At 53.0% G+C, this 17,240-nt stretch carries 22 protein-coding genes; 12 read left to right on the forward strand and 10 right to left on the reverse strand.

The genetic code is table 11. The features are described 5' to 3' along the window. Positions 1-28: 28 nt before the first annotated feature. Genes A7C91_RS08815 through A7C91_RS08830 form a run of 4 tightly spaced genes read right to left on the reverse strand, consistent with a single transcriptional unit; the run spans position 29 to position 2,402 of the window. Positions 29-550, reverse strand: a complete 522-nt coding sequence (locus A7C91_RS08815; RefSeq protein WP_234394358.1) for a hypothetical protein — start codon at positions 548-550, stop codon at positions 29-31. Beyond that, on the reverse strand, positions 550-1,188 hold the full coding sequence (locus A7C91_RS08820; protein WP_068666741.1) for a DUF120 domain-containing protein: 639 nt from the start codon (positions 1,186-1,188) through the stop codon (positions 550-552). Before A7C91_RS08820 ends, A7C91_RS08815 begins: the two co-directional genes overlap by 1 nt. Next, positions 1,185-1,754, reverse strand: a complete 570-nt coding sequence (locus A7C91_RS08825; RefSeq protein ID WP_082872001.1) for an endonuclease V — start codon at positions 1,752-1,754, stop codon at positions 1,185-1,187. The genes A7C91_RS08820 and A7C91_RS08825 overlap by 4 nt, the downstream gene beginning before the upstream one ends. A 30-nt stretch (positions 1,755-1,784) precedes the next feature. Continuing rightward, positions 1,785-2,402, reverse strand: coding sequence for a translin family protein (locus tag A7C91_RS08830; protein WP_068666744.1), 618 nt, complete (start codon positions 2,400-2,402; stop codon positions 1,785-1,787). A gap of 335 nt (positions 2,403-2,737) precedes the next feature. Here A7C91_RS08830 and A7C91_RS08835 point away from each other — a divergent pair, with 335 nt between their 5' ends. Then, positions 2,738-3,955 (forward strand): methionine adenosyltransferase, encoded by a 1,218-nt coding sequence (locus A7C91_RS08835; RefSeq protein WP_068666746.1) that lies wholly within the window; start codon positions 2,738-2,740, stop codon positions 3,953-3,955. A 40-nt stretch (positions 3,956-3,995) separates the two neighbouring features. Here A7C91_RS08835 and A7C91_RS08840 read toward each other — a convergent pair whose 3' ends face one another. Further along, complete coding sequence (locus A7C91_RS08840) at positions 3,996-4,217, reverse strand: hypothetical protein (protein ID WP_199920018.1); 222 nt, start codon at positions 4,215-4,217, stop codon at positions 3,996-3,998. 135 nt (positions 4,218-4,352) lie between these two features. On the opposite strand from A7C91_RS08840, the gene A7C91_RS08845 reads away from it, so the two are divergent. Genes A7C91_RS08845 through A7C91_RS08855 form a run of 3 tightly spaced genes read left to right on the forward strand, consistent with a single transcriptional unit; the run spans position 4,353 to position 6,439 of the window. Continuing rightward, complete coding sequence (locus A7C91_RS08845) at positions 4,353-4,883, forward strand: adenylate kinase family protein (RefSeq protein ID WP_068666748.1); 531 nt, start codon at positions 4,353-4,355, stop codon at positions 4,881-4,883. A gap of 4 nt (positions 4,884-4,887) precedes the next feature. Next, on the forward strand, positions 4,888-5,760 hold the full coding sequence (gene htpX, locus A7C91_RS08850) for a zinc metalloprotease HtpX (RefSeq protein ID WP_068666750.1): 873 nt from the start codon (positions 4,888-4,890) through the stop codon (positions 5,758-5,760). A 34-nt stretch (positions 5,761-5,794) separates the two neighbouring features. Continuing rightward, on the forward strand, positions 5,795-6,439 hold the full coding sequence (locus tag A7C91_RS08855; RefSeq protein WP_068666752.1) for a metallophosphoesterase: 645 nt from the start codon (positions 5,795-5,797) through the stop codon (positions 6,437-6,439). 22 nt (positions 6,440-6,461) lie between these two features. Here A7C91_RS08855 and A7C91_RS08860 read toward each other — a convergent pair whose 3' ends face one another. Continuing rightward, complete coding sequence (locus tag A7C91_RS08860) at positions 6,462-7,631, reverse strand: pyridoxal phosphate-dependent aminotransferase (protein WP_068666754.1); 1,170 nt, start codon at positions 7,629-7,631, stop codon at positions 6,462-6,464. Between the two features lie 79 nt (positions 7,632-7,710). Next, positions 7,711-9,315 carry a carbamoyltransferase family protein gene (locus tag A7C91_RS08865; RefSeq protein WP_068666756.1) on the reverse strand — a complete coding sequence of 535 codons (1,605 nt, stop codon included), beginning with the start codon at positions 9,313-9,315 and terminating at the stop codon, positions 7,711-7,713. Between the two features lie 91 nt (positions 9,316-9,406). On the opposite strand from A7C91_RS08865, the gene A7C91_RS08870 reads away from it, so the two are divergent. Beyond that, positions 9,407-9,793, forward strand: coding sequence for a pyrolysin (locus A7C91_RS08870; protein ID WP_068666758.1), 387 nt, complete (start codon positions 9,407-9,409; stop codon positions 9,791-9,793). Positions 9,794-9,869: 76 nt separating this feature from the next. Here the strand turns inward: A7C91_RS08870 and proS are convergent, their stop codons facing one another. Then, positions 9,870-11,318, reverse strand: coding sequence for a proline--tRNA ligase (proS, locus tag A7C91_RS08875; protein WP_068666760.1), 1,449 nt, complete (start codon positions 11,316-11,318; stop codon positions 9,870-9,872). Between the two features lie 100 nt (positions 11,319-11,418). On the opposite strand from proS, the gene A7C91_RS08880 reads away from it, so the two are divergent. Genes A7C91_RS08880 through A7C91_RS08890 form a run of 3 tightly spaced genes read left to right on the forward strand, consistent with a single transcriptional unit; the run spans position 11,419 to position 14,204 of the window. After that, the gene (locus A7C91_RS08880) at positions 11,419-12,420 is read left to right on the forward strand and encodes a 2-hydroxyacid dehydrogenase (protein WP_068666762.1); all 1,002 of its coding nucleotides are present in this window, start codon (positions 11,419-11,421) and stop codon (positions 12,418-12,420) included. Between the two features lie 10 nt (positions 12,421-12,430). After that, complete coding sequence (locus tag A7C91_RS08885; RefSeq protein WP_068666764.1) at positions 12,431-13,426, forward strand: M42 family metallopeptidase; 996 nt, start codon at positions 12,431-12,433, stop codon at positions 13,424-13,426. Positions 13,427-13,439: 13 nt separating this feature from the next. Continuing rightward, the gene (locus A7C91_RS08890) at positions 13,440-14,204 is read left to right on the forward strand and encodes a sulfite exporter TauE/SafE family protein (RefSeq protein WP_068666766.1); all 765 of its coding nucleotides are present in this window, start codon (positions 13,440-13,442) and stop codon (positions 14,202-14,204) included. Here A7C91_RS08890 and A7C91_RS08895 read toward each other — a convergent pair. Together A7C91_RS08895 and A7C91_RS12205 are read right to left on the reverse strand one after the other, a co-directional pair. After that, entirely contained in the window at positions 14,146-14,577 is a 432-nt protein-coding gene (locus tag A7C91_RS08895) for a hypothetical protein (protein ID WP_068666768.1), read from the reverse strand. The genes A7C91_RS08890 and A7C91_RS08895 overlap by 59 nt on opposite strands. Then, positions 14,578-14,703, reverse strand: coding sequence for a hypothetical protein (locus A7C91_RS12205; protein ID WP_267886224.1), 126 nt, complete (start codon positions 14,701-14,703; stop codon positions 14,578-14,580). A gap of 355 nt (positions 14,704-15,058) precedes the next feature. Between A7C91_RS12205 and A7C91_RS11920 the strand changes: the two genes are divergently transcribed. From A7C91_RS11920 to A7C91_RS08905, 4 genes are read left to right on the forward strand one after another with little or no spacing between them, the layout of a single operon-like run. Further along, positions 15,059-15,199 carry a hypothetical protein gene (locus A7C91_RS11920; RefSeq protein ID WP_234394359.1) on the forward strand — a complete coding sequence of 47 codons (141 nt, stop codon included), beginning with the start codon at positions 15,059-15,061 and terminating at the stop codon, positions 15,197-15,199. Beyond that, positions 15,196-16,284 carry a coiled-coil domain-containing protein gene (locus A7C91_RS08900; RefSeq protein ID WP_234394360.1) on the forward strand — a complete coding sequence of 363 codons (1,089 nt, stop codon included), beginning with the start codon at positions 15,196-15,198 and terminating at the stop codon, positions 16,282-16,284. Before A7C91_RS11920 ends, A7C91_RS08900 begins: the two co-directional genes overlap by 4 nt. Continuing rightward, on the forward strand, positions 16,285-16,488 hold the full coding sequence (locus tag A7C91_RS11925; RefSeq protein WP_234394361.1) for a hypothetical protein: 204 nt from the start codon (positions 16,285-16,287) through the stop codon (positions 16,486-16,488). Positions 16,489-16,541: 53 nt separating this feature from the next. Then, positions 16,542-17,240 (forward strand): helix-turn-helix transcriptional regulator, encoded by a 699-nt coding sequence (locus A7C91_RS08905; protein ID WP_234394362.1) that lies wholly within the window; start codon positions 16,542-16,544, stop codon positions 17,238-17,240.

The following is a 17,240-nucleotide window of genomic DNA, read 5'->3' on the forward strand; positions in this document are numbered from 1 at the left end:
GTAGGTTACTGGCGAACATATTTAAACGTTACCTCAGTGGGATCTTCTTCGCTTTTGTAAAGGCCCACCTCGCGAAGACCGCAAAGAATGCTAAGATCGCCCCCATCACACCAACCACAAAGAGGCTTACAACGGCACCTTCCATCTCCTGGAGCGGCTGGTAGCCCTTAAAGGCCAGCATAGCCACGGTAAAGCCCCCGAAGTATGTTATAGGTACGAGGAACATGTCTAAAAGACCCTCGGATTTTATGAAGAGCATTATAGTCATCACTGCGGCCAGGAACAGGTAGACCTCGGTCGGCTTTACGTCCCTTACCATCCAGATGCCAGCTAGGATAACAGTGACCGCAAAACCAAAGGGAAAGGAATAGGCGGAGGCGTTGACCTTAATCCTGTACCTAATGCCGAGGAGTGCACCGATGAGCATGCCCACGTATATCAAGTATACCGAACCATCGTTGTTGAGGGTGGAGTAAAGTGCCACTGCCACGATGAATCCAAGAAACGACCCGATTCCCGCTCCTGTTAGGATGGACTTCCATTCCTCCATCATCCTTTCACGACCCTTAGAGTTATTCTCGACCCGTCCTTAAGGTTTAGTGCTTCTCTCAAATAGACGGGAGCTATTATTTCAGCTATTCTGGGCGGATGGACGGTTCTCGAGGGTACCACTATCGCACCCTCTATGTCGTTGATCCTAATGCGGTAGGCCTTGACGTCCCCAAAGGTTCTGCCATCCTTGGTGAAGCCCGGGAGTACAACAGGCCTGACACCACAGAGGGCGTCGAAAACTGTCTTCGGGAAGAGAACCCTGATGTTGAGCGTTCCGAGATATGGATCGAAACCGAGGTACTCCCTTATTAAGTGGGCGTACTGCTTAACGTAATAGGCCCCTTCTCCGATTCCTGAGATTACCTCTCCTATTATTACCCCGTTGTAGAGCGCCTCGGAGATGGCATCGCAGAGGCTTTCGAGGAACGCTAGTCCCTCATGGTCTATCTCGACGTAGGTTTTCCTGCCTAGGACCTCTTTGGAGACTAGGCCTTCCTTCTCCATCTCGTCTAGCAGTCTGAGAACCGATTGGGGAGATATTCCTAGCTCATCGGCGAGCTCCCTGAGAGTTATCTTGACTTTTTCACCTATTGCACCCTTTTTTGCGAGCGTGACTAGCAGTTTGAGCCTTTTCATAGGATTCCCCTCTTTGAGAGCCTATCAGCGAGTTTTAGCGGCTTTGGATAGCCTCGCTCTAGTAGAGCTTCAACTATTCTCACAGCAGAGTTCAAATCGATTAGATGTCCGACGCTTACATAAACTTTTCCCACCCTCACGAAGGATTCCTCAGGAACGCCGCGCAGGGGCCTTTTGGCGACGCCTATGGTTGGTTTATGGAGTAGGAGACCTATATGGGAGGCCAGTCCGTAGCCCCTTGGGTGTGCTCTTCCGTGGCCCTCGACGAGCAGGACCTCGAACTCTTCACCGCGAAGGGCCAAGAGAACTGACCTTGTCTCCCTGAGGAAAAAGAACGTCGAAACGTAAGGAAAGCTAACTTCGGTTTCCATAACCTTGGATTTCAGAACTTTGCAGGAAGGAAAAGAGCACAGGATGAAAGCGCTCCTTGCGAGGCTTCCCCTGTAGGAAACATCAACTGCCCCAACTGTTTCGATGTCCTCCAGTTTGAGCGGCCTCTCGACTACCCTGGCGGCGAGCTTCCACTGAACTTCTGCAATCCTCTCGAGTTTTTTGTTTAATTCTATAATAACTTAATCACCTAATTATGTAATTAGCTAATCCTTTAGAGTTTTTTCGAGCTTCTCCTCTAGGCTCTTGCTCAGCTTCGCCCTCGTCAAATCTTCGAGAGTTCTCTCGAGGATGTGTCTTGCCTGATCCTGCTTTTGGCGAATGTTTACAAGACCTTTTGGATATTCGAGCGTCATGAGCTCCTCGTAGGCATCTTCCATGAATCTGTAAACTTCCTCAGCCTTACCCAGTTTGCCCTCAAGGAGCAACCGCAGGAAATGTCTCCTCAGCTCGCCAATGAAGTCTCCTATACCCAGGGCATAGTCCGCCGCTGGAACTCCGAGTTCTCCCGGGGACGGGAAGTCCCTCCCAGCGATGTAGCTGTAGAAGAGCGTCGCCTCAACGAACTCCTGGTGGGCGCTCTGGACATAGCCGCTGAAGTAGAGGTCCGGGTGGTCGGCCAGTCTCTTCCTCAGCTGTGCAACTTTCTCGCGTGCCAGTTTGAGTCTCTCCTCGGCTTTCCCAATTTCTCCCCTGTGGAGGGCCTTTATAGTGTCCCCGCCCAGTCTTACGATCTCTCTCGTGAGTTTCAATGCTTCTTCCCTGAGGGCGTCCTTTTCGTCGAGAACGGCTCTAATCTCAGAGACTATTTTCTTCAGTCCCATGCTTTCACCAGAAAAAGTTGGGGGAAGTCCTTAAAAATGTGGGCTTGGCTGATCCCCCGCCTTCATTGAAAGCCGGAAGGCGGTCTCGAGCGGTCCGGAGGCCAAGCCCTGTTCGCTCGGCCGTCCACCGTGCTCACAGCATCCCCTCGGGAAGCTCCCACGGCCGGGCTGCCGAGCGGCGTCGGATGCTTACTCGTTATGGAGAATTTTCGAGGAGAATTTTAAGGGTTTCGGATTTCATAACTGTGAAGAATATTAGTCTCCCTAATTCATGCCGAAAATTATATAAGCTGATGAACAGACCCGTCCAAGACAACAAAGTTGAGGTGACGCTCATGGCCGGAAAAGTTAGGAACATAGTGGTTGAGGAGCTCGTGAGGACTCCTGTGGAGATGCAGAAGGTCGAGCTCGTCGAAAGAAAGGGGATAGGCCACCCAGACAGTATAGCCGACGGTATAGCCGAGGCCGTTAGCAGGGCTCTCAGCAGAGAGTACCTAAAGAGATATGGAATTATTCTCCACCACAACACCGACCAGGTCGAGGTCGTTGGCGGTAAGGCCTACCCGCGCTTCGGTGGCGGTGAGGTCATCAAGCCAATTTACATTCTCCTCTCCGGTAGGGCTGTCGAGATAGTCGATAGGGAGATGTTCCCCGTTCACGAGGTCGCAATAAAGGCTGCCAGGGAGTACCTGAAGAATGCCGTCAGGCACCTTGATCTCGACTACCACATCGTTATCGACTCCCGCGTAGGCCAGGGAAGCGTTGACCTCGTTGGAGTCTTCAACAAGGCCAAGGAAACTCCGATTCCGCTTGCCAACGACACCTCCTTCGGCGTCGGCTACGCTCCACTTAGCGAAACCGAGAGGATAGTCCTTGAGACCGAAAAGCTGCTCAACAGCGACGAGTTCAAGAAGAAGTGGCCGGCTGTTGGTGAGGACATAAAGGTCATGGGCCTCAGGAGGGGCGATGAAATAGACATAACTATAGCCGCCGCCATAGTCGACAGCGAGGTTCAGAACCCTGGAGAGTACTTTGCCGTCAAGCAGGCTATCTACGAGGCCGCTAAGGGCGTCGCCGAGGCCCACACCGAGAGGAAGGTCAACATCTACGTCAACACCGCCGACGACACGGAGAAGGGCATCTACTACATCACCGTCACCGGAACTTCAGCCGAGGCCGGCGACGACGGTTCCGTTGGTAGAGGCAACCGTGTTAACGGCCTCATCACTCCAAACAGGCACATGAGCATGGAGGCCGCCGCTGGAAAGAACCCGGTCAGCCACGTTGGAAAGATTTACAACCTCCTCTCGATGCTCATCGCCAACGACATAGCGGAGCAGGTCGAGGGCGTCGAGGAGGTCTACGTCAGGATACTCAGCCAGATAGGCAAGCCGATTGACGAGCCGCTTGTTGCCAGCATCCAGGTGATACCTAAGAAGGGCTACAGCATCGATGCCATACAGAAGCCCGCCTACGAGATAGCCGACGCTTGGCTCGCCGACATAACCAAGATTCAGAAGATGATTCTTGAGGACAAGCTCACCGTCTTCTGAGCGTTTCCCCTTTCTTTAAAAGTTTTTAAAGTTGAGGGAGTCAGACGGCCGGGTAGCCGCTCTGCTTAAGGGTTCTTATGAGCCTTGCTTCTTCCATCAAGACCTGGAATTTCTCCTTCCTAACCTTGGAAAGAACCTCCGCAGCTATTTTCTTCTGGCGGGAAAGTCTAACCAGCCTGGCCTCCTCGAGGAGGAGCATCTTTTTCCTTTCCCTTACTAGCTGAAGCCTCTTCTGAAGTAGAGTGGATTTCAGCCGCTTCATACTACTCACCTTGCCATAATTGGAGGCCCCAAACCTTATAAGTCTTTCGTTTTCTACTAAAGTCGAAATCGACAAGTGTCGAAGCGAGACCATAGGTTTAAAAACCTACTTGTGGTTATTAAAACTGGTGAGGGCATGAGGATAGCAATAACAGGAACGCCCGGAGTTGGGAAGACAACAGTCTCAAAACTGCTCGCCGGGAGGCTGGGCTACGAGTACACAAGTGTAAAAGACTTCGCGGTCGAACACGGGATAGGCAAGAGGGTTGGCGATGAAATCGAGATAGACGTTGATGAGCTCGCCGAGATCATGGACGAGACCATTGGGAAGAACGTGGTCATAGACGGTCATCTGAGCCATTACGTTCCGGTGGATTTCGTGATAGTCCTGAGGGCAGACCCCAAAATTGTGGCGCAACGTTTAATTGAGAGGGACTACCTAAAGAAAAAGGTAGGGGAGAATGTGGAGGCCGAGCTCATAGACGAGATACTGGTTGAGGCTCTGGAAGAGAACGAGAACGTGATTGAAGTGGATACAACTGGAAAAACTCCCGAAGAAATCGTGGAGGAAATAGTACACCTCTTGGAGGGGGGAGTTAAAAGGCGCGTTGGAATTGTAGACTGGAGTGACAGGTTTGACGATATAGTAGAATATCTGAGGAGGTGATAGAATGGGACTTGGGCTCTGGTTGAGAACAAGCCTGCTCATGGGTTTCCTCACTGGCCTGTTGATGGCCATCGGCTACGTCATAGGCGGCCAAGACGCGGCCTTCCTGATGTTCCTCTTCGCGCTGGCGATAAACTTCTTCTCCTACTGGTACAGCGACAAAATAGTGCTAGCTTGGTATAGGGCAAGGATAGTGGACGAGAGCGAGGCTCCAGAGCTCTACGCTATAGTCAGAAAGCTCGCCGAAAGGGCGGGCATTCCCACGCCAAGGATTGCGATAATTCCCAGCGAGACGCCAAACGCCTTCGCAACTGGCAGGGATCCTAAGCACGCGGTAGTGGCGGTTACCCAGGGCCTCCTTAGGATTCTCGACAGGGACGAGCTCGAAGGAGTCATAGCTCACGAGCTGGGCCACGTAAAGAACAGGGACATACTCATAAGCACAATAGCGGCAGCCCTGGCTGGGGCCATAATTAACCTCGCCTACTGGGCGAGGTGGATAGCCATCTTCGGCGGCTTTGGCAGGGACGACAGGGACGGAAGCAACGTGATCACTGCTATCCTCATAGCCATCCTCGCCCCGATAGTGGCGATGATGATACAGATGGCAATAAGCCGCTCAAGGGAGTACCTGGCGGACGAAACTGGGGCCAGAATAAGCGGCAAGCCGTGGGCCCTCGCGAGGGCACTCGAAAAGATTGAAGCCGCGGTAAGATACAGGCCTATGAGCGAAGGCAACCCAGCCACCGCTCACATGTTCATAGTGAACCCCTTCAGGGGGATGAGTGTTGCCGAGTTGTTCTCCACCCACCCGCCAACGGAGAAGAGGATAGCGCGCCTCAGGAAGATAGCCGAGGAGATGGGCATGTACTTCTGAGTCTTTCATCATTTTTTGTTCTGGAGTGGTAGCAATGAGGCTTGTCGCTATAACTGACCTCCATGGAAACCTCGAAATGGTCGAGAAGTTCTCCAGAAGGCTCTCTGCGGAGGACTTCGATGCCCTGCTCATTGCAGGGGACGTAACCAACTTCAGCGGTGCTGAAACGGCCAGGAGGATTCTGAGGCATCTCTTGGAGCTCGGCAAGCCAATCATAGCTGTCCACGGCAACTGCGACGGCAGGGACGTGCCAGAGCTTTTGGAAGAACTTGGAATCTCTGTCCACAACAAGCGGGTTGAGCTCAACGGACTGGGCGTCGTTGGAGTCGGTGGCTCAAACATCACCCCTTTCAACACAATATGGGAGCTAACCGAAGAAGAAATCCACGGGATTCTTGAGAGGAACTACCAAAAGGGAGACGTGATACTCTCCCACGCTCCACCCTACAACACAGTAACTGACAAAGTTCGCTCCGGACTTCACGTCGGCAGTAAGGCGTTGAGGAGTTTCATCGAGGAGAGGCAGCCCCCCTTGGTCATCTGCGGCCACATCCACGAGGCGAGGGGCGTCGACAGAATTGGAGAAACCCCGGTAATAAACCCCGGGCCGCTCTTCAAAGGCTACTACGCGATCATAGAAATTGGAGAAGAGATAAACGCCAGGTTGGAGCGTCTATGAGGTCAAATGGAAAAAGGAAACCTCAGACCAGCTTTTTCTCTTTTAACACATTCTCCATTCTGTCCATTGCTTCTTCAAGCTGCTCGTAGGCAGTGGCGTAGCTTATCCTGACGTAGCCCTCTCCGGCCTCTCCGAAGGCGCTGCCGGGAACGACCGCGACCTTCGCCTTGAGGAGCATCAGTTCGCTGAACTCTTTGCTCTTCAGCCCAGTGTCCTTTATGCGCGGTAGTATGTAGAACGCTCCCTTGGGTTTTACCGTTGGCAGGCCCATCTCGTTTAGCCTCTTCCAGACGAGGTTTCTCCTCCTTTCGTACTCCCTGCGCATCTCCTCGACGGCCTTCCAGCTCCTCTCGTCCCTCAAAGCTTTTGAAGCCGCGTACTGGACGAAGGTTACGGGACAGGTGGCGTTGTACATCTGGAAGCGGGTCATCTTTTCGATTATCCACTCCGGCGCGGCGACGAAGCCGAGGCGCCAGCCCGTCATGGCGAAAGTCTTGGAGAAGCCGTTTATCGTTATCGTTCTCTCGAACATGCCGTCGAGAGCCGCTATGCTGTGGTTTCTGACGCCGTCGTAAACGAAGTGCTCGTAAACCTCGTCGCTGAAAACTATCAGGTCGTGCTCGACGGCAAAATCGGCTATCTCCTCGAGATCCTTCTTGGTCAAAACGGCTCCCGTTGGGTTGTTCGGACTGTTTATTATGAGGGCTCTCGTCTTCTCGGTGACGTATTTCTCGAGGTCATCAACGCTCAGGCGGAACTCGTTCTCTTCATAGGTCGGGACTTCAACTGGTTTTCCTCCTGCGAGGATTACCGCTGGGGCATAGCTCACGAACATTGGGCTTGGGATCAGAACCTCCTCATTATCCCTGAGAAACGCTGCGAGCCCCATAATGAACGCCTGGTTGGCCCCGACGGTTATCATTACCTGGCTCTTGGGGTCAACCTCAATGCCGTTCTGCTCCTTTAGCTTCCATGCAACGGCCTCGCGGAGCATCATGATTCCGGCGTTGGGGCTATAATGTGTCATCCCCTTGTCTAGGGCCTCTTTCGCGTACTCTTTGATATGCTCTGGGTTGTCAAAGTCAGGTTCTCCGATTCCGAGTGAGATGAGGCCCTCGACACCCTGAGCGAGGTCGAAGAGCTTTCTAATCTCAGAAGGGTTAACGAGGTCTAATCTGTCGCTCAGCGCCATGAGAATCACCAGATGCCCTTCGGTCCAATGTTTATAACTTTATCTCAGAGGAAAGATGGACATCGAAGAATAGTAAAGTTCACTGATGAACGACAAATCCCTCAAGAACCAGCACGTCCAGCCCCGCCTTTCTGAAGCTCTCGAGAGCATCCCTCGGCGAGCAAACTATTGGTTCGCCGTGCATGTTGAAGCTCGTGTTCAGCACAGCGCCAAGGCCAGTTCTCTTCTCGAACTTCTTTATCAGGCGGTAGTAGGCCAGATTGATTTCCTCAACCACGCTCTGCGGTCTCGTTGTTCCGTCCACGTGGACAACCGCTGGGGTTTCCCTTCTAAACTCGTCGCTCGCGGTGTAGCTCATTGTCATGAACCTGTTGGGCTCGCCGTTGAGGTCTACCAGATATTCTTCTGCCCGCTCTTCGAGCATCGAAGGTGCGAAGGGCTGGAAGACGTCTCTCCGCAGGGCCACGTTAAGCCTCTCCTTAACTCCCTCGCCCCGTGGGTCTGCTAAAATAGAGCGGTTGCCCAAGGCTCTCGGCCCAAACTCCATTCTCCCCTGGAAGAAGGCGACGATTTTTCCATCGGTCAGTGCATCCGCAACGAAGGATGGAACGTCGCTTACTTCCTCGTAGGCGATGCCCTCTTCCTTAAGGAACTCCTCAACTTCTCCCCTTGAGTAGCCAGGGCCAAGGTAAACGTGCTCAAGCTTGAAGGGTCTCCACCTTCCGTCGAGCCTTTCCATCTGGGCCTTAACGAAGACCGCTGCTCCAAACGCCAGCCCTCCATCGTCCATCGCGGGGAAGACCCACAAGCTTGGGAAGAGCTTTCTCAAAATGGCATTGGCCTTGACGTTCTGGGCAACTCCGCCGGCGTAGGCGAGCGGAAGATTATATTCCTTCAGCTTAAGCCCTAGCTCGTCAATGAGCTTTTCGAGGTGCGCCTGAGCGCTGGCCGCTATCTCTATTGCCCTTCTCTGGAGTTCGCCGTCGAGCTTCCCGCGCTTCATCTGCCCTGCGATTTCTTTAGCCCTGCTCAAGGGATAGCTGAATAGCTCGGCCAGCTTCCTCGTAGCTTCAACGCCTATGAGTTTGAGGTGGTTGTCAAAGGTTAGGCCGTTGAGCTCTATGATATTGCTCAAATCATAGGTGGGCCTTCCGTATGCTGCCAGGCTCATCACCTTGCCCTCGTGGCGCATTGGCTTAAAGCCAAGGAGCTCCGTAACAGATGCGTAGAAGTCGCCGAGGGAGTCTAGATAGGTGCTCTGGGCGATTTTAATCATCTCTCCATCTCTCGCGATATAGATTGATGAGCTCAACCCATCTCCAGCGGCGTCTATGCTCAGGGCTATAGCATCCTTCCAGCCGCTCGTGTAGTAGGCACTCGCCGAATGGGCGAGGTGGTGCTCGACGAAAAGAACCTTTCGCTTGAAGTCTGGCCCAAAGATGTCCTTGAGATGGGCCTCAAGCTCCAGAAGCCTCTTCTGCTTCCTGAAAATGCCAGCTACCGCTATAACCTCGACGTCTTCTATTGAATCGTCCGCCATCTCAAGGACTTTCCTAACGCTCAGCCTCGGAAAGCCGCGGTACTTCTTAACCCGGTTCAGCCTCTCTTCGTTAACCGCGAAGATACTCTCGCCGTTTATCAACACAGCTCCCGCATCGTGGCCGTCGTGGATTCCCAAAATCATAGTACTTCATTTGATGTTCATTTTTTAAATGTTAGGAGAGAAAAAAATTTAAAGGTACTCACGGATGAATGCATTTGGAGGAGGTGGAACCATGAAGAGGGCCGTTGCACTCCTCGTGGTTTTGACGGTAGCACTTGTCCCATTCGCGGGAGCCGCCGGTGCCACCGCTTGGAGCTATGAGAACTTCATCAAGCAGTCCATCGCTTGGTACTACCTCTACCAGAGCGATGAGGAGAAGTTCAACGAGCTCTACAACCTCAGCGTCCAGGCCAACGTCAGCAACGAGACGCTCCAGCTTGTGATGGAGCTCTACACCAACGCCACCGCCGAATTCGAGAAGGCGCTGATGTACGGCATCCCAGACGAGGGAAGGACCCTGCGCTGGGTTGTCTTCAGCGTCCACATCAGGAAGGCCTACCTCTACATCAATCAGGCCGTCGAGCTCCTTGAAGCCGTCATCGAGAACGAGAGTGCTTGATTTTCCCTATTCCCTTTTCTCGACTGTTTTCTAACTGTGCCCCAAAAGTGGAGTGTGGGAGAATAGAAAGGAAAGCTCAGTATGTTCTGGCAAACCTGGCGATGAACTTGGCTCCCCTTCCGCAGATTGGGCACTTCTTGCCCTCGATGCCCTCCTTGGCCTTCTCCTCGGGATAGGGCGTTCCGAGCATCTTAGCGTCGAGTTCCTCTTCCATTTTCAGACCGCACTCCTCCTCGCCGCACCAGGGAATCTCGACTACTCCGCGCCTGTCCTCAAAGACGGCCTTGGCCTCCTCGATGGTGTCAACGCGTTTTATGTGGCTCCTGAGGAACTCCTCTGCCCTCGTGTAGAGGTTCGCGTGGATTTCGTCGAGGGTCTTCCTGATGACCTCGACTAGTCCCTCCCTCTCAACGGTCTCCTTCATGAGCGTGTCACGTCTCGCCAGAACTGCTTTCCTTCCTTCGACGTCTCTTGGGCCGACCTCTATTCTAAGCGGCACGCCCTTGAGCTCCCAGTCGTAGAACTTCCTGCCCGGCCTTATGTCGCGCTCGTCTACGTGAACCCTGATTCCTGCGGCTTTAAGCTCATCCGCTATCTCCCTCGCGTAGGCAAACACATCAGCCTCGGCGTCTTTCTTCGGAATCGGTACTATGACTACCTGGATCGGCGCTATCGTCGGTGGCAGGACCATTCCCCTGTCGTCGCCGTGAATGGCTATAACAGCAGCCAGAAGCCTCTCGCTCATTCCGAAAGTCGTCTGGTGGACGTACTCATGGTTGCCATCCTCGGTCTCGTAGAGTATCTCGTAGGCCTTGGCAAAGTTCTGCCTGTAGTTGTGCATCGTTCCTATCTGGAGCGTTCTCCCGTCGGGCATCATGACCTCGGCGCCGAGGGAGTAGTATGCACCCGGGAACTTGTCCCATTCGGGCCTCTTGGAGACGATGTATGGAATCGCAAGGAACTTGGCGAGGTTGTTGAATATCTCAAGATCCTCCTTTATCTGCCTCTCGGCGTCTTCAAAGCTGTCATGGGCTGTGTGAGCTTCAAAAAACCTGCTAATCTCCCTGACACGGATGAGCGGCCTCGTGTGCTTGGTCTCGTAGCGGTAAGTGTTAACTATCTGGTAGATCTTGAATGGAAGGTCTGCATGTGAGCGAATCCAGAGAGCGAACATTGAGTACATTGCAGTCTCGCTCGTCGGCCTGAGGATGAGCTTGATGTCGAGGGGATCGTGACCGGCGTGAGTGACCCAGAAAACCTCACCCTCAAAGCCCGCTATGTGTTCTGCCTCCTTCTGGAACTCGGTTTCAGGGATGAGTGCCGGGAAAAGAACCTCACCATGGCCGGTTCTTTCCATCTCGGCATGTATGAACCTCTCAATGTTGCGCATTATTTTAAGCCCGTACGGGAGCCAGATGTTCATTCCCTTGACCGGGTAACGCTTGTCCTGTATCCCGGCAGTTTCAATCAGCTCGTTGTACCACTCGCTGAACTCCTCGCTCCACTTCTTGCGCTCAACCTTCATCGACACCACCTAAAGTGAGAGGCCAGAAAAACTTTTTAAGCTTTCCCGGGAGGCGGAAAACTTATTAGCCCGTTTCGATAATCATCGTAAGGTGGGAAACATGAGACCAAAGGTGGGCGTTCTTTTTAAAATGAAAAGCAATCCTTTAGAGGAACTCAAAAAGCACGCAGACGTTGAGCTGCTCCTATATCCAAGTGTGGAGGAGCTCAAGGAGAAAATTGGGGAATTCGACGGGATAATTGTTTCCCCCTTAAACCCAATCCCGCTTGAAGTCATCGAGAGGGCCGAAAGGCTCAAAGTTATAAGCTGCCACTCCGCCGGCTACGACCACGTCGACGTGAAGGCCGCCACTGAGAGGGGAATATATGTCACAAAGGTTAGCGGTGTTCTAAGCGAGGCAGTCGCCGAGTTCGCCGTCGGGCTTATGATAGCCCTCCTCAGGAAGATAGCCTACACCGACAGGTTCATACGCGCTGGAAAGTGGGAGTCTCACACAGTAATATGGAGTGGCTTCAAGGACATTGAGACCGTTTACGGCAAAACCGTCGGGATACTCGGCATGGGGGCGATAGGGAAGGCCATAGCGAGGCGAGTCAAGGCGCTCGGCACGGAAGTGGTGTACTGGTCGCGCTCGAGGAAGAAAGACATCGAAGAAGAGGTTAACGCGAAGTACCTCCCGCTCGAGGAGGTTCTTAAGAGCGCTGACATCGTTGTTTTGGCCCTCCCTGCAACGCTGGAAACCTACAACATTATCAATGAGGAACGCCTAAAGCTCATGGAAGGGAAATACCTCGTCAACATCGGCCGCGGAAGCCTCGTGGATGAGGAGGCCCTCGTGAAGGTACTGAAAGATGGAAAGCTGAAGGGCTACGCCACGGACGTCTTTGAGAGGGAGCCCGTTACCGAGCACGAGCTCTTCGGTATGGAGTGGGAGACGGTTCTAACGCCGCACCACGCTGGTCTGAGCAGGGAGGCAATGGAGGACATGGGTTTTCGGGCTGTGGAGAACCTTCTCACCGTTCTCCGCGGTGAGATTCCAGGAGACCTAGTTAATCGGGAGATTCTAAAGGTCAGGCCGATTGAGGAGGTAAAGATGCTCTGAGGTGATAAAAATGCTCGTTGAAGAGCTGAGGGAGATCACCGCCATACCCGGTATTTCCGGCTACGAGGAGAAGGTTAGGGAGAAGCTCATGGAATGGCTTGAGCCCTACATGGACTGCACCGTGGACACTATCGGAAACCTCATCGTAGAGCTGGGCGAGGGTGAGCTCAAGGCCATCTTCATGGCCCACATGGACGAGATTGGGCTTCTGATTACGGGCATAACCCCCGATGGAAAGCTCCGCTTTAGAAAAATCGGTGGAATAGACGACCGCCTCCTCTACGGCAGGCACGTGGATGTAATCACCGAGAGCGGGAAGCTCGACGGTGTTATAGGGGATTTACCAGTCCACCTGAACATTGAGAGGAAGTTCGATACGGTCCCATGGAACAGGCTCACCATTGACATCGGAGCGGAGAGCAAGGAGGAAGCCCTCGACATGGAAGTCAAGGTTCTGGACTATGCAGTCTTCAAGAAGCACTTCGCAGTGCTCAACAACCGCTACGTCTCGACCCGCTCCTTGGACGACCGCTTCGGTGTGGTTGCCCTCGTTGAGGCTGTTAAGGACCTGGTCGATCACGACCTGAACGGCCGCTTCATCTTTGCCTTCACCGTCCAGGAGGAGATAGGCCTTAAGGGGGCCAAGTTCCTCGCGGAGCACTACTCTCCAAAGTACGCATTCGCCATCGATTCCTTCGCCTGCTGCTCCGAGCTGACTGGAGATGTGAAGCTCGGTGGCGGAGCACTCATAAGGGCCGTGGACAACTCAGCGATTTACACTCGCAGGCTCGCTAGGAAGGTCTGGGAAATAGCGGAGAAGAACGATATACCTATTCAGATAGGTGTAACGGGCGGAGGAACGGACGCCTCTGTTTTCCAGAGCAAGAGCGAGGTTTTGGCCCTGAGCGTGCCCATAAAGTACCTCCACAGCGAGGTCGAGACGCTCCACTTGGGCGACCTTGAGGCACTGATAAAGCTCATAGAGGCGATAGCCTTCGAGCTGTAACGGAGGTGATTGATTGCTCAAATACCTTAGCTATTTCGTGGTTGGCGTGTTCATTGGAATCCTCGCGGCCCTCTTCGGCCTCGGTGGGGGCTTTCTGATAGTGCCGACGCTTAACCTGCTTGGGGTTGAGATACACCATGCAGTGGGAACTTCCTCCGCCGCGGTTGTTTTTACCTCACTGAGCTCTGCCCTCGCATACTCGAGGCAGAAGAGGATACACTACAAGATTGGCCTTCTGCTCGCTAGCACCGCAGTGATTGGAGCATACATCGGGGCCGGGATGACGAGCTTCATAAGCGCTGGAACGCTTAAGATCATCTTTGGAGCAACGCTCATCATAGTCGCAATCAGGATTTACCGCAAGAAAACGGCGGAGCCAACGGAAATAAGGCTCGAGGATGTTAAAGTTGACTACAGGCTCGTCCCAATCGGCGGCTTTTTCGCTGGAATAGCGAGTGGCCTGCTCGGCGTCGGCGGAGGGATAATCAACGTGCCCTTTCTGACGTGGCTCGGTCTCCCGATACACTACGCGGTGGCCACTTCCAGCTTCGCCATAGTCTTCACCGCCACGGCTGGTGCCATAAAGCACTACACCCTCGGAAACGTTGAGCTCCACTGGCTCGTTCTCCTCATTCCTGGCTTGATAGTCGGCGCCCAGCTCGGGGCAAGGATTGCCAAGAGAACCAAGGCGAAGAACCTGAAGAACGCCTTCGCGGTCGTCATGGCTCTGCTTGCCCTGAGGATGATTCTGAAGGGGCTGGGTTATCCTGTGCCGTGAGGTCTCTCTTCTCTTTCTCCTCTGATTTTCTGTAGAGCAGATAGATAGTCACAGCAATGGCCGTCAGAACGGCCTCTGCTATAATCAGTGGCCTGTCGTGTGAGTAGTAAGCTTTTCCCGTGAGAACCCACGGAAGGCTCGGTAAGAAGAGGTAAAGGACCATCGACGCCATCAGGAAGGAAACCACAATGAAATCAAAGAAGCTGAAATTCGGATTGACCTCATCGAGTGCCAGCACATTTGCCCGATAGCCTACCACTGCGATAGAAATCAGAAGGAGTGCGTGGAGGGTCAAGCTGATGCTCCCTATCTTTTCTCTCCTCAAAAGGCCATACAAGAAAACGAAAACCGAGACTCCAAAGGCTGCTTCCATCTACGCGCCTAAATCCATGTAGAAGCAGTAGAGAGCGTCCCAGTTGGCCACACCTATCGCTCCCGGCTGAGTAACTATCAGAACGAGAACAGCAATGAGCCAGAATCTGAGAACCTCACGTTTCAATGCCCGCCACCAAAAATAATTTGCATATAAATCATTAAAGCGTTTTTCAAGAGACTGGGGCTCAGGTTTATTGGTCAGGCCCTCCATATTAGACTGGTGGGAAAAAGAAAGGGCTCTTCGAGAAGGTAAAGGCTGAATACGGTGTTGAAATCCACGACGAGAGTGATATGACCAATGCTTGGAAGCTCATAGAGACACTTGAGGAGAAGGGCTGGGTGATTTACAGCATAACATGTAGGGGACGGAAGCTGTATTACTGCTCTGTATATAAGAAAGCTCGAGAAGAATGGAACGGTGTGAAAAGCGCTTTTCATAGAGTTCCTAAAATAGGTTGAGCTCGCATTAACGAGTGGTGATGCCCATGGCAGGCACGAAGTGGGGAGCACTTGCCCTCGTCCTGCTGTTGCTTGGAAGCGTCATTCCACTGAGCATGGCCGAAGACAACGCTACTGCAAGCGATGCAACCCTTCTGAACAACGGCACCAGTGAGATGTGATAGCGGAGCAGCTCATCAACCAGCTTGCGGAGGATAGGATGGAACCTATTAAGGACAAGCTGCCTGAGAATTCCAGCATATTGGCCAACTACGAAACCGCAGAGGAATATAAGGACAGGGATATCAGTGAATACGAGGCTGGCGATTACTCCAACTCAATCATGGACAGTCTGATGGCGATGCATTACTACAAGCTCGCCCTCTCGAGGCTTCAGGAAGCGGCAGATAGGGTTCAGGATTTCAGGGAGCGCATCAGGATCGAGACTGAGATGATGGAATACTTCCAGATGGTCGAGAAGACCATCAGGTTCGCCCAGAACCAGGGGGTCGACGTGAGAAACCTAACTCAGCTTTACAACGAGACCAAAGAGGCGTACAAACTCGTTCTCGATGATCTGAAGGCCGGGGACATAGAAAGGGCCAAGGCTGACTACGAAGTTGCGCTGGAGAAGAAGGCCCTACTCAATGAGGAACTGGGGAAGGTTCGCGAGGAGCTCGCCTATGCTAACGCAGATAAGATAGTTCAGGAGTTCCTCATCAAGGGCGAGAAAGGAATAGAAATTGCCCAGCAGGCAATTGAGAAGGCCCAGAAGAACGGCTACGACACCACTGAACTCCAGGAGAGACTCAACGTTTTCCTTGCCGTGTACGACGAAGTGAAGGCCCTTACCGACGAGGGCAGGTGGGAGGAGGCCCTCAAAGTAATGGACGAAAACAAGGAGACCATCAGAGAATTCCAAAAAGCTGCTGAGTTCATCAGAATGAAGGTCTACGAAAGGGAGCTCGAGGAGAAGCTCAAGGACGTGAGAGCGTCCCTTATGGAGATGGAGAACAGGATTGAAAAGGATGCCAAGGCGCTGGCCGAGCTCATGAGGGAGGGCGTGGACACCACCTCTGCGGAGATTCAGCTGAAAGTCGTGGTGCAGGAGCTTAGGATCGGCGTTGAACTCCTTAAGGACAGGAAGCCGCTCCAGGCCAAGGCTCATTTCGCAATAGCCCTGAATATGCTCCACAATGTCGACGAGTGTATCCTTGCCCATTCATATGACCCTTTCCCTTTTCATTTGATTTGGAAGGATGCTTAAATGGAGAGGAAGTCGCTCGTGATATTCATGATAACGGCTCTTATTCTCGTTCCGGTGGTTGGTGGAGAGTATACCGTCTCGTCTCTGGTTCTGACCGTCTACGAGGACGGCTACGTTAAGGTTGAATGCGAGCTCCTTCCCGCTGATTACGCCTCTCAAATTGAGGTTTCCTCTTCGGAGAGCATTATGAGAACCTCTTTGTAGAGAATGAGGACAGGAACCCCCTGAACTTCCGGCTAGATAACGGCAGCCTTTTGATGTACCCAGAGGATGCCCAGGTCGTCAGGGTCTCATATTACACCCCCGACTTAACATCCAAGGATGGCATTGTCTGGACGCTCAAGGTTTCGTCTGAGAGCCCTTTCACCGTGGTTCTCCCGGAGAACTACATAGTGGTTGACCTGAGCGACATCCCCCTCGAGATAAACGGCAACTCAATCGTCATGCCTGCGGGCAATCAGACGGTTTCCTATGTTCTGGAATATCTGCCAGTTGGGACAGAAACGGCCCAGACACAGACTACCCAGTCCATCTCGGAAACATCTGCCTCTGAAAGTTTCGTTAACTCCACCGCACCCTCAACCACTGGCTCGTCAACTGAAACCCCCTCGGGTGGCTCCACCAGCTGGGCAACGATTGGAATACTCGCTCTCTTTGCCCTCTCCATAGGCGGCTTCATATACCTGAAGAGTGGTAAGGAAGAGAGCGGATTGGCACCAAGCATCAGCAGGGAGGACTTTGAAAAGAGGCTCACGGAGTACGACTTGACAAAGGATGAGGAAAAAGCACTGCTTTATCTTTTCGACAGAGGCGGAAAGGCAAGGCAGTCCGAGGTCAGGGAGACGCTCGGAATCCCAAAGACAACTGCCTGGAGAATGTTCCAGAGGCTCGAAAAGCAGGGCCTTGTGCGGGTCTACAAGAAGAAGAGGGAAAACTGGGTGGAGCTCAGGCTCTGA

Origin of the sequence: Thermococcus piezophilus (genome assembly GCF_001647085.1) — an archaeon.
Taxonomy (GTDB): domain Archaea; phylum Methanobacteriota_B; class Thermococci; order Thermococcales; family Thermococcaceae; genus Thermococcus; species Thermococcus piezophilus.

Excerpts from the sequence above, each read along its gene's own strand:
- A7C91_RS08815 (WP_234394358.1), bottom strand. The coding sequence starts at position 550 with ATGGAGGAATGGAAGTCCATCCTAACAGGAGCGGGAATCGGGTCGTTT.
- A7C91_RS08820 (WP_068666741.1), bottom strand. The coding sequence starts at position 1,188 with ATGAAAAGGCTCAAACTGCTAGTCACGCTCGCAAAAAAGGGTGCAATA.
- A7C91_RS08830 (WP_068666744.1), bottom strand. The coding sequence starts at position 2,402 with ATGGGACTGAAGAAAATAGTCTCTGAGATTAGAGCCGTTCTCGACGAA.
- A7C91_RS08835 (WP_068666746.1), top strand. The coding sequence starts at position 2,738 with ATGGCCGGAAAAGTTAGGAACATAGTGGTTGAGGAGCTCGTGAGGACT.
- A7C91_RS08840 (WP_199920018.1), bottom strand. The coding sequence starts at position 4,217 with ATGAAGCGGCTGAAATCCACTCTACTTCAGAAGAGGCTTCAGCTAGTA.
- A7C91_RS08845 (WP_068666748.1), top strand. The coding sequence starts at position 4,353 with ATGAGGATAGCAATAACAGGAACGCCCGGAGTTGGGAAGACAACAGTC.
- htpX (WP_068666750.1), top strand. The coding sequence starts at position 4,888 with ATGGGACTTGGGCTCTGGTTGAGAACAAGCCTGCTCATGGGTTTCCTC.
- A7C91_RS08855 (WP_068666752.1), top strand. The coding sequence starts at position 5,795 with ATGAGGCTTGTCGCTATAACTGACCTCCATGGAAACCTCGAAATGGTC.
- A7C91_RS08860 (WP_068666754.1), bottom strand. The coding sequence starts at position 7,631 with ATGGCGCTGAGCGACAGATTAGACCTCGTTAACCCTTCTGAGATTAGA.
- A7C91_RS08865 (WP_068666756.1), bottom strand. The coding sequence starts at position 9,315 with ATGATTTTGGGAATCCACGACGGCCACGATGCGGGAGCTGTGTTGATA.
- A7C91_RS08870 (WP_068666758.1), top strand. The coding sequence starts at position 9,407 with ATGAAGAGGGCCGTTGCACTCCTCGTGGTTTTGACGGTAGCACTTGTC.
- proS (WP_068666760.1), bottom strand. The coding sequence starts at position 11,318 with ATGAAGGTTGAGCGCAAGAAGTGGAGCGAGGAGTTCAGCGAGTGGTAC.
- A7C91_RS08880 (WP_068666762.1), top strand. The coding sequence starts at position 11,419 with ATGAGACCAAAGGTGGGCGTTCTTTTTAAAATGAAAAGCAATCCTTTA.
- A7C91_RS08885 (WP_068666764.1), top strand. The coding sequence starts at position 12,431 with ATGCTCGTTGAAGAGCTGAGGGAGATCACCGCCATACCCGGTATTTCC.
- A7C91_RS08895 (WP_068666768.1), bottom strand. The coding sequence starts at position 14,577 with ATGGAAGCAGCCTTTGGAGTCTCGGTTTTCGTTTTCTTGTATGGCCTT.
- A7C91_RS11920 (WP_234394359.1), top strand. The coding sequence starts at position 15,059 with ATGCCCATGGCAGGCACGAAGTGGGGAGCACTTGCCCTCGTCCTGCTG.
- A7C91_RS11925 (WP_234394361.1), top strand. The coding sequence starts at position 16,285 with ATGGAGAGGAAGTCGCTCGTGATATTCATGATAACGGCTCTTATTCTC.
- A7C91_RS08905 (WP_234394362.1), top strand. The coding sequence starts at position 16,542 with ATGTACCCAGAGGATGCCCAGGTCGTCAGGGTCTCATATTACACCCCC.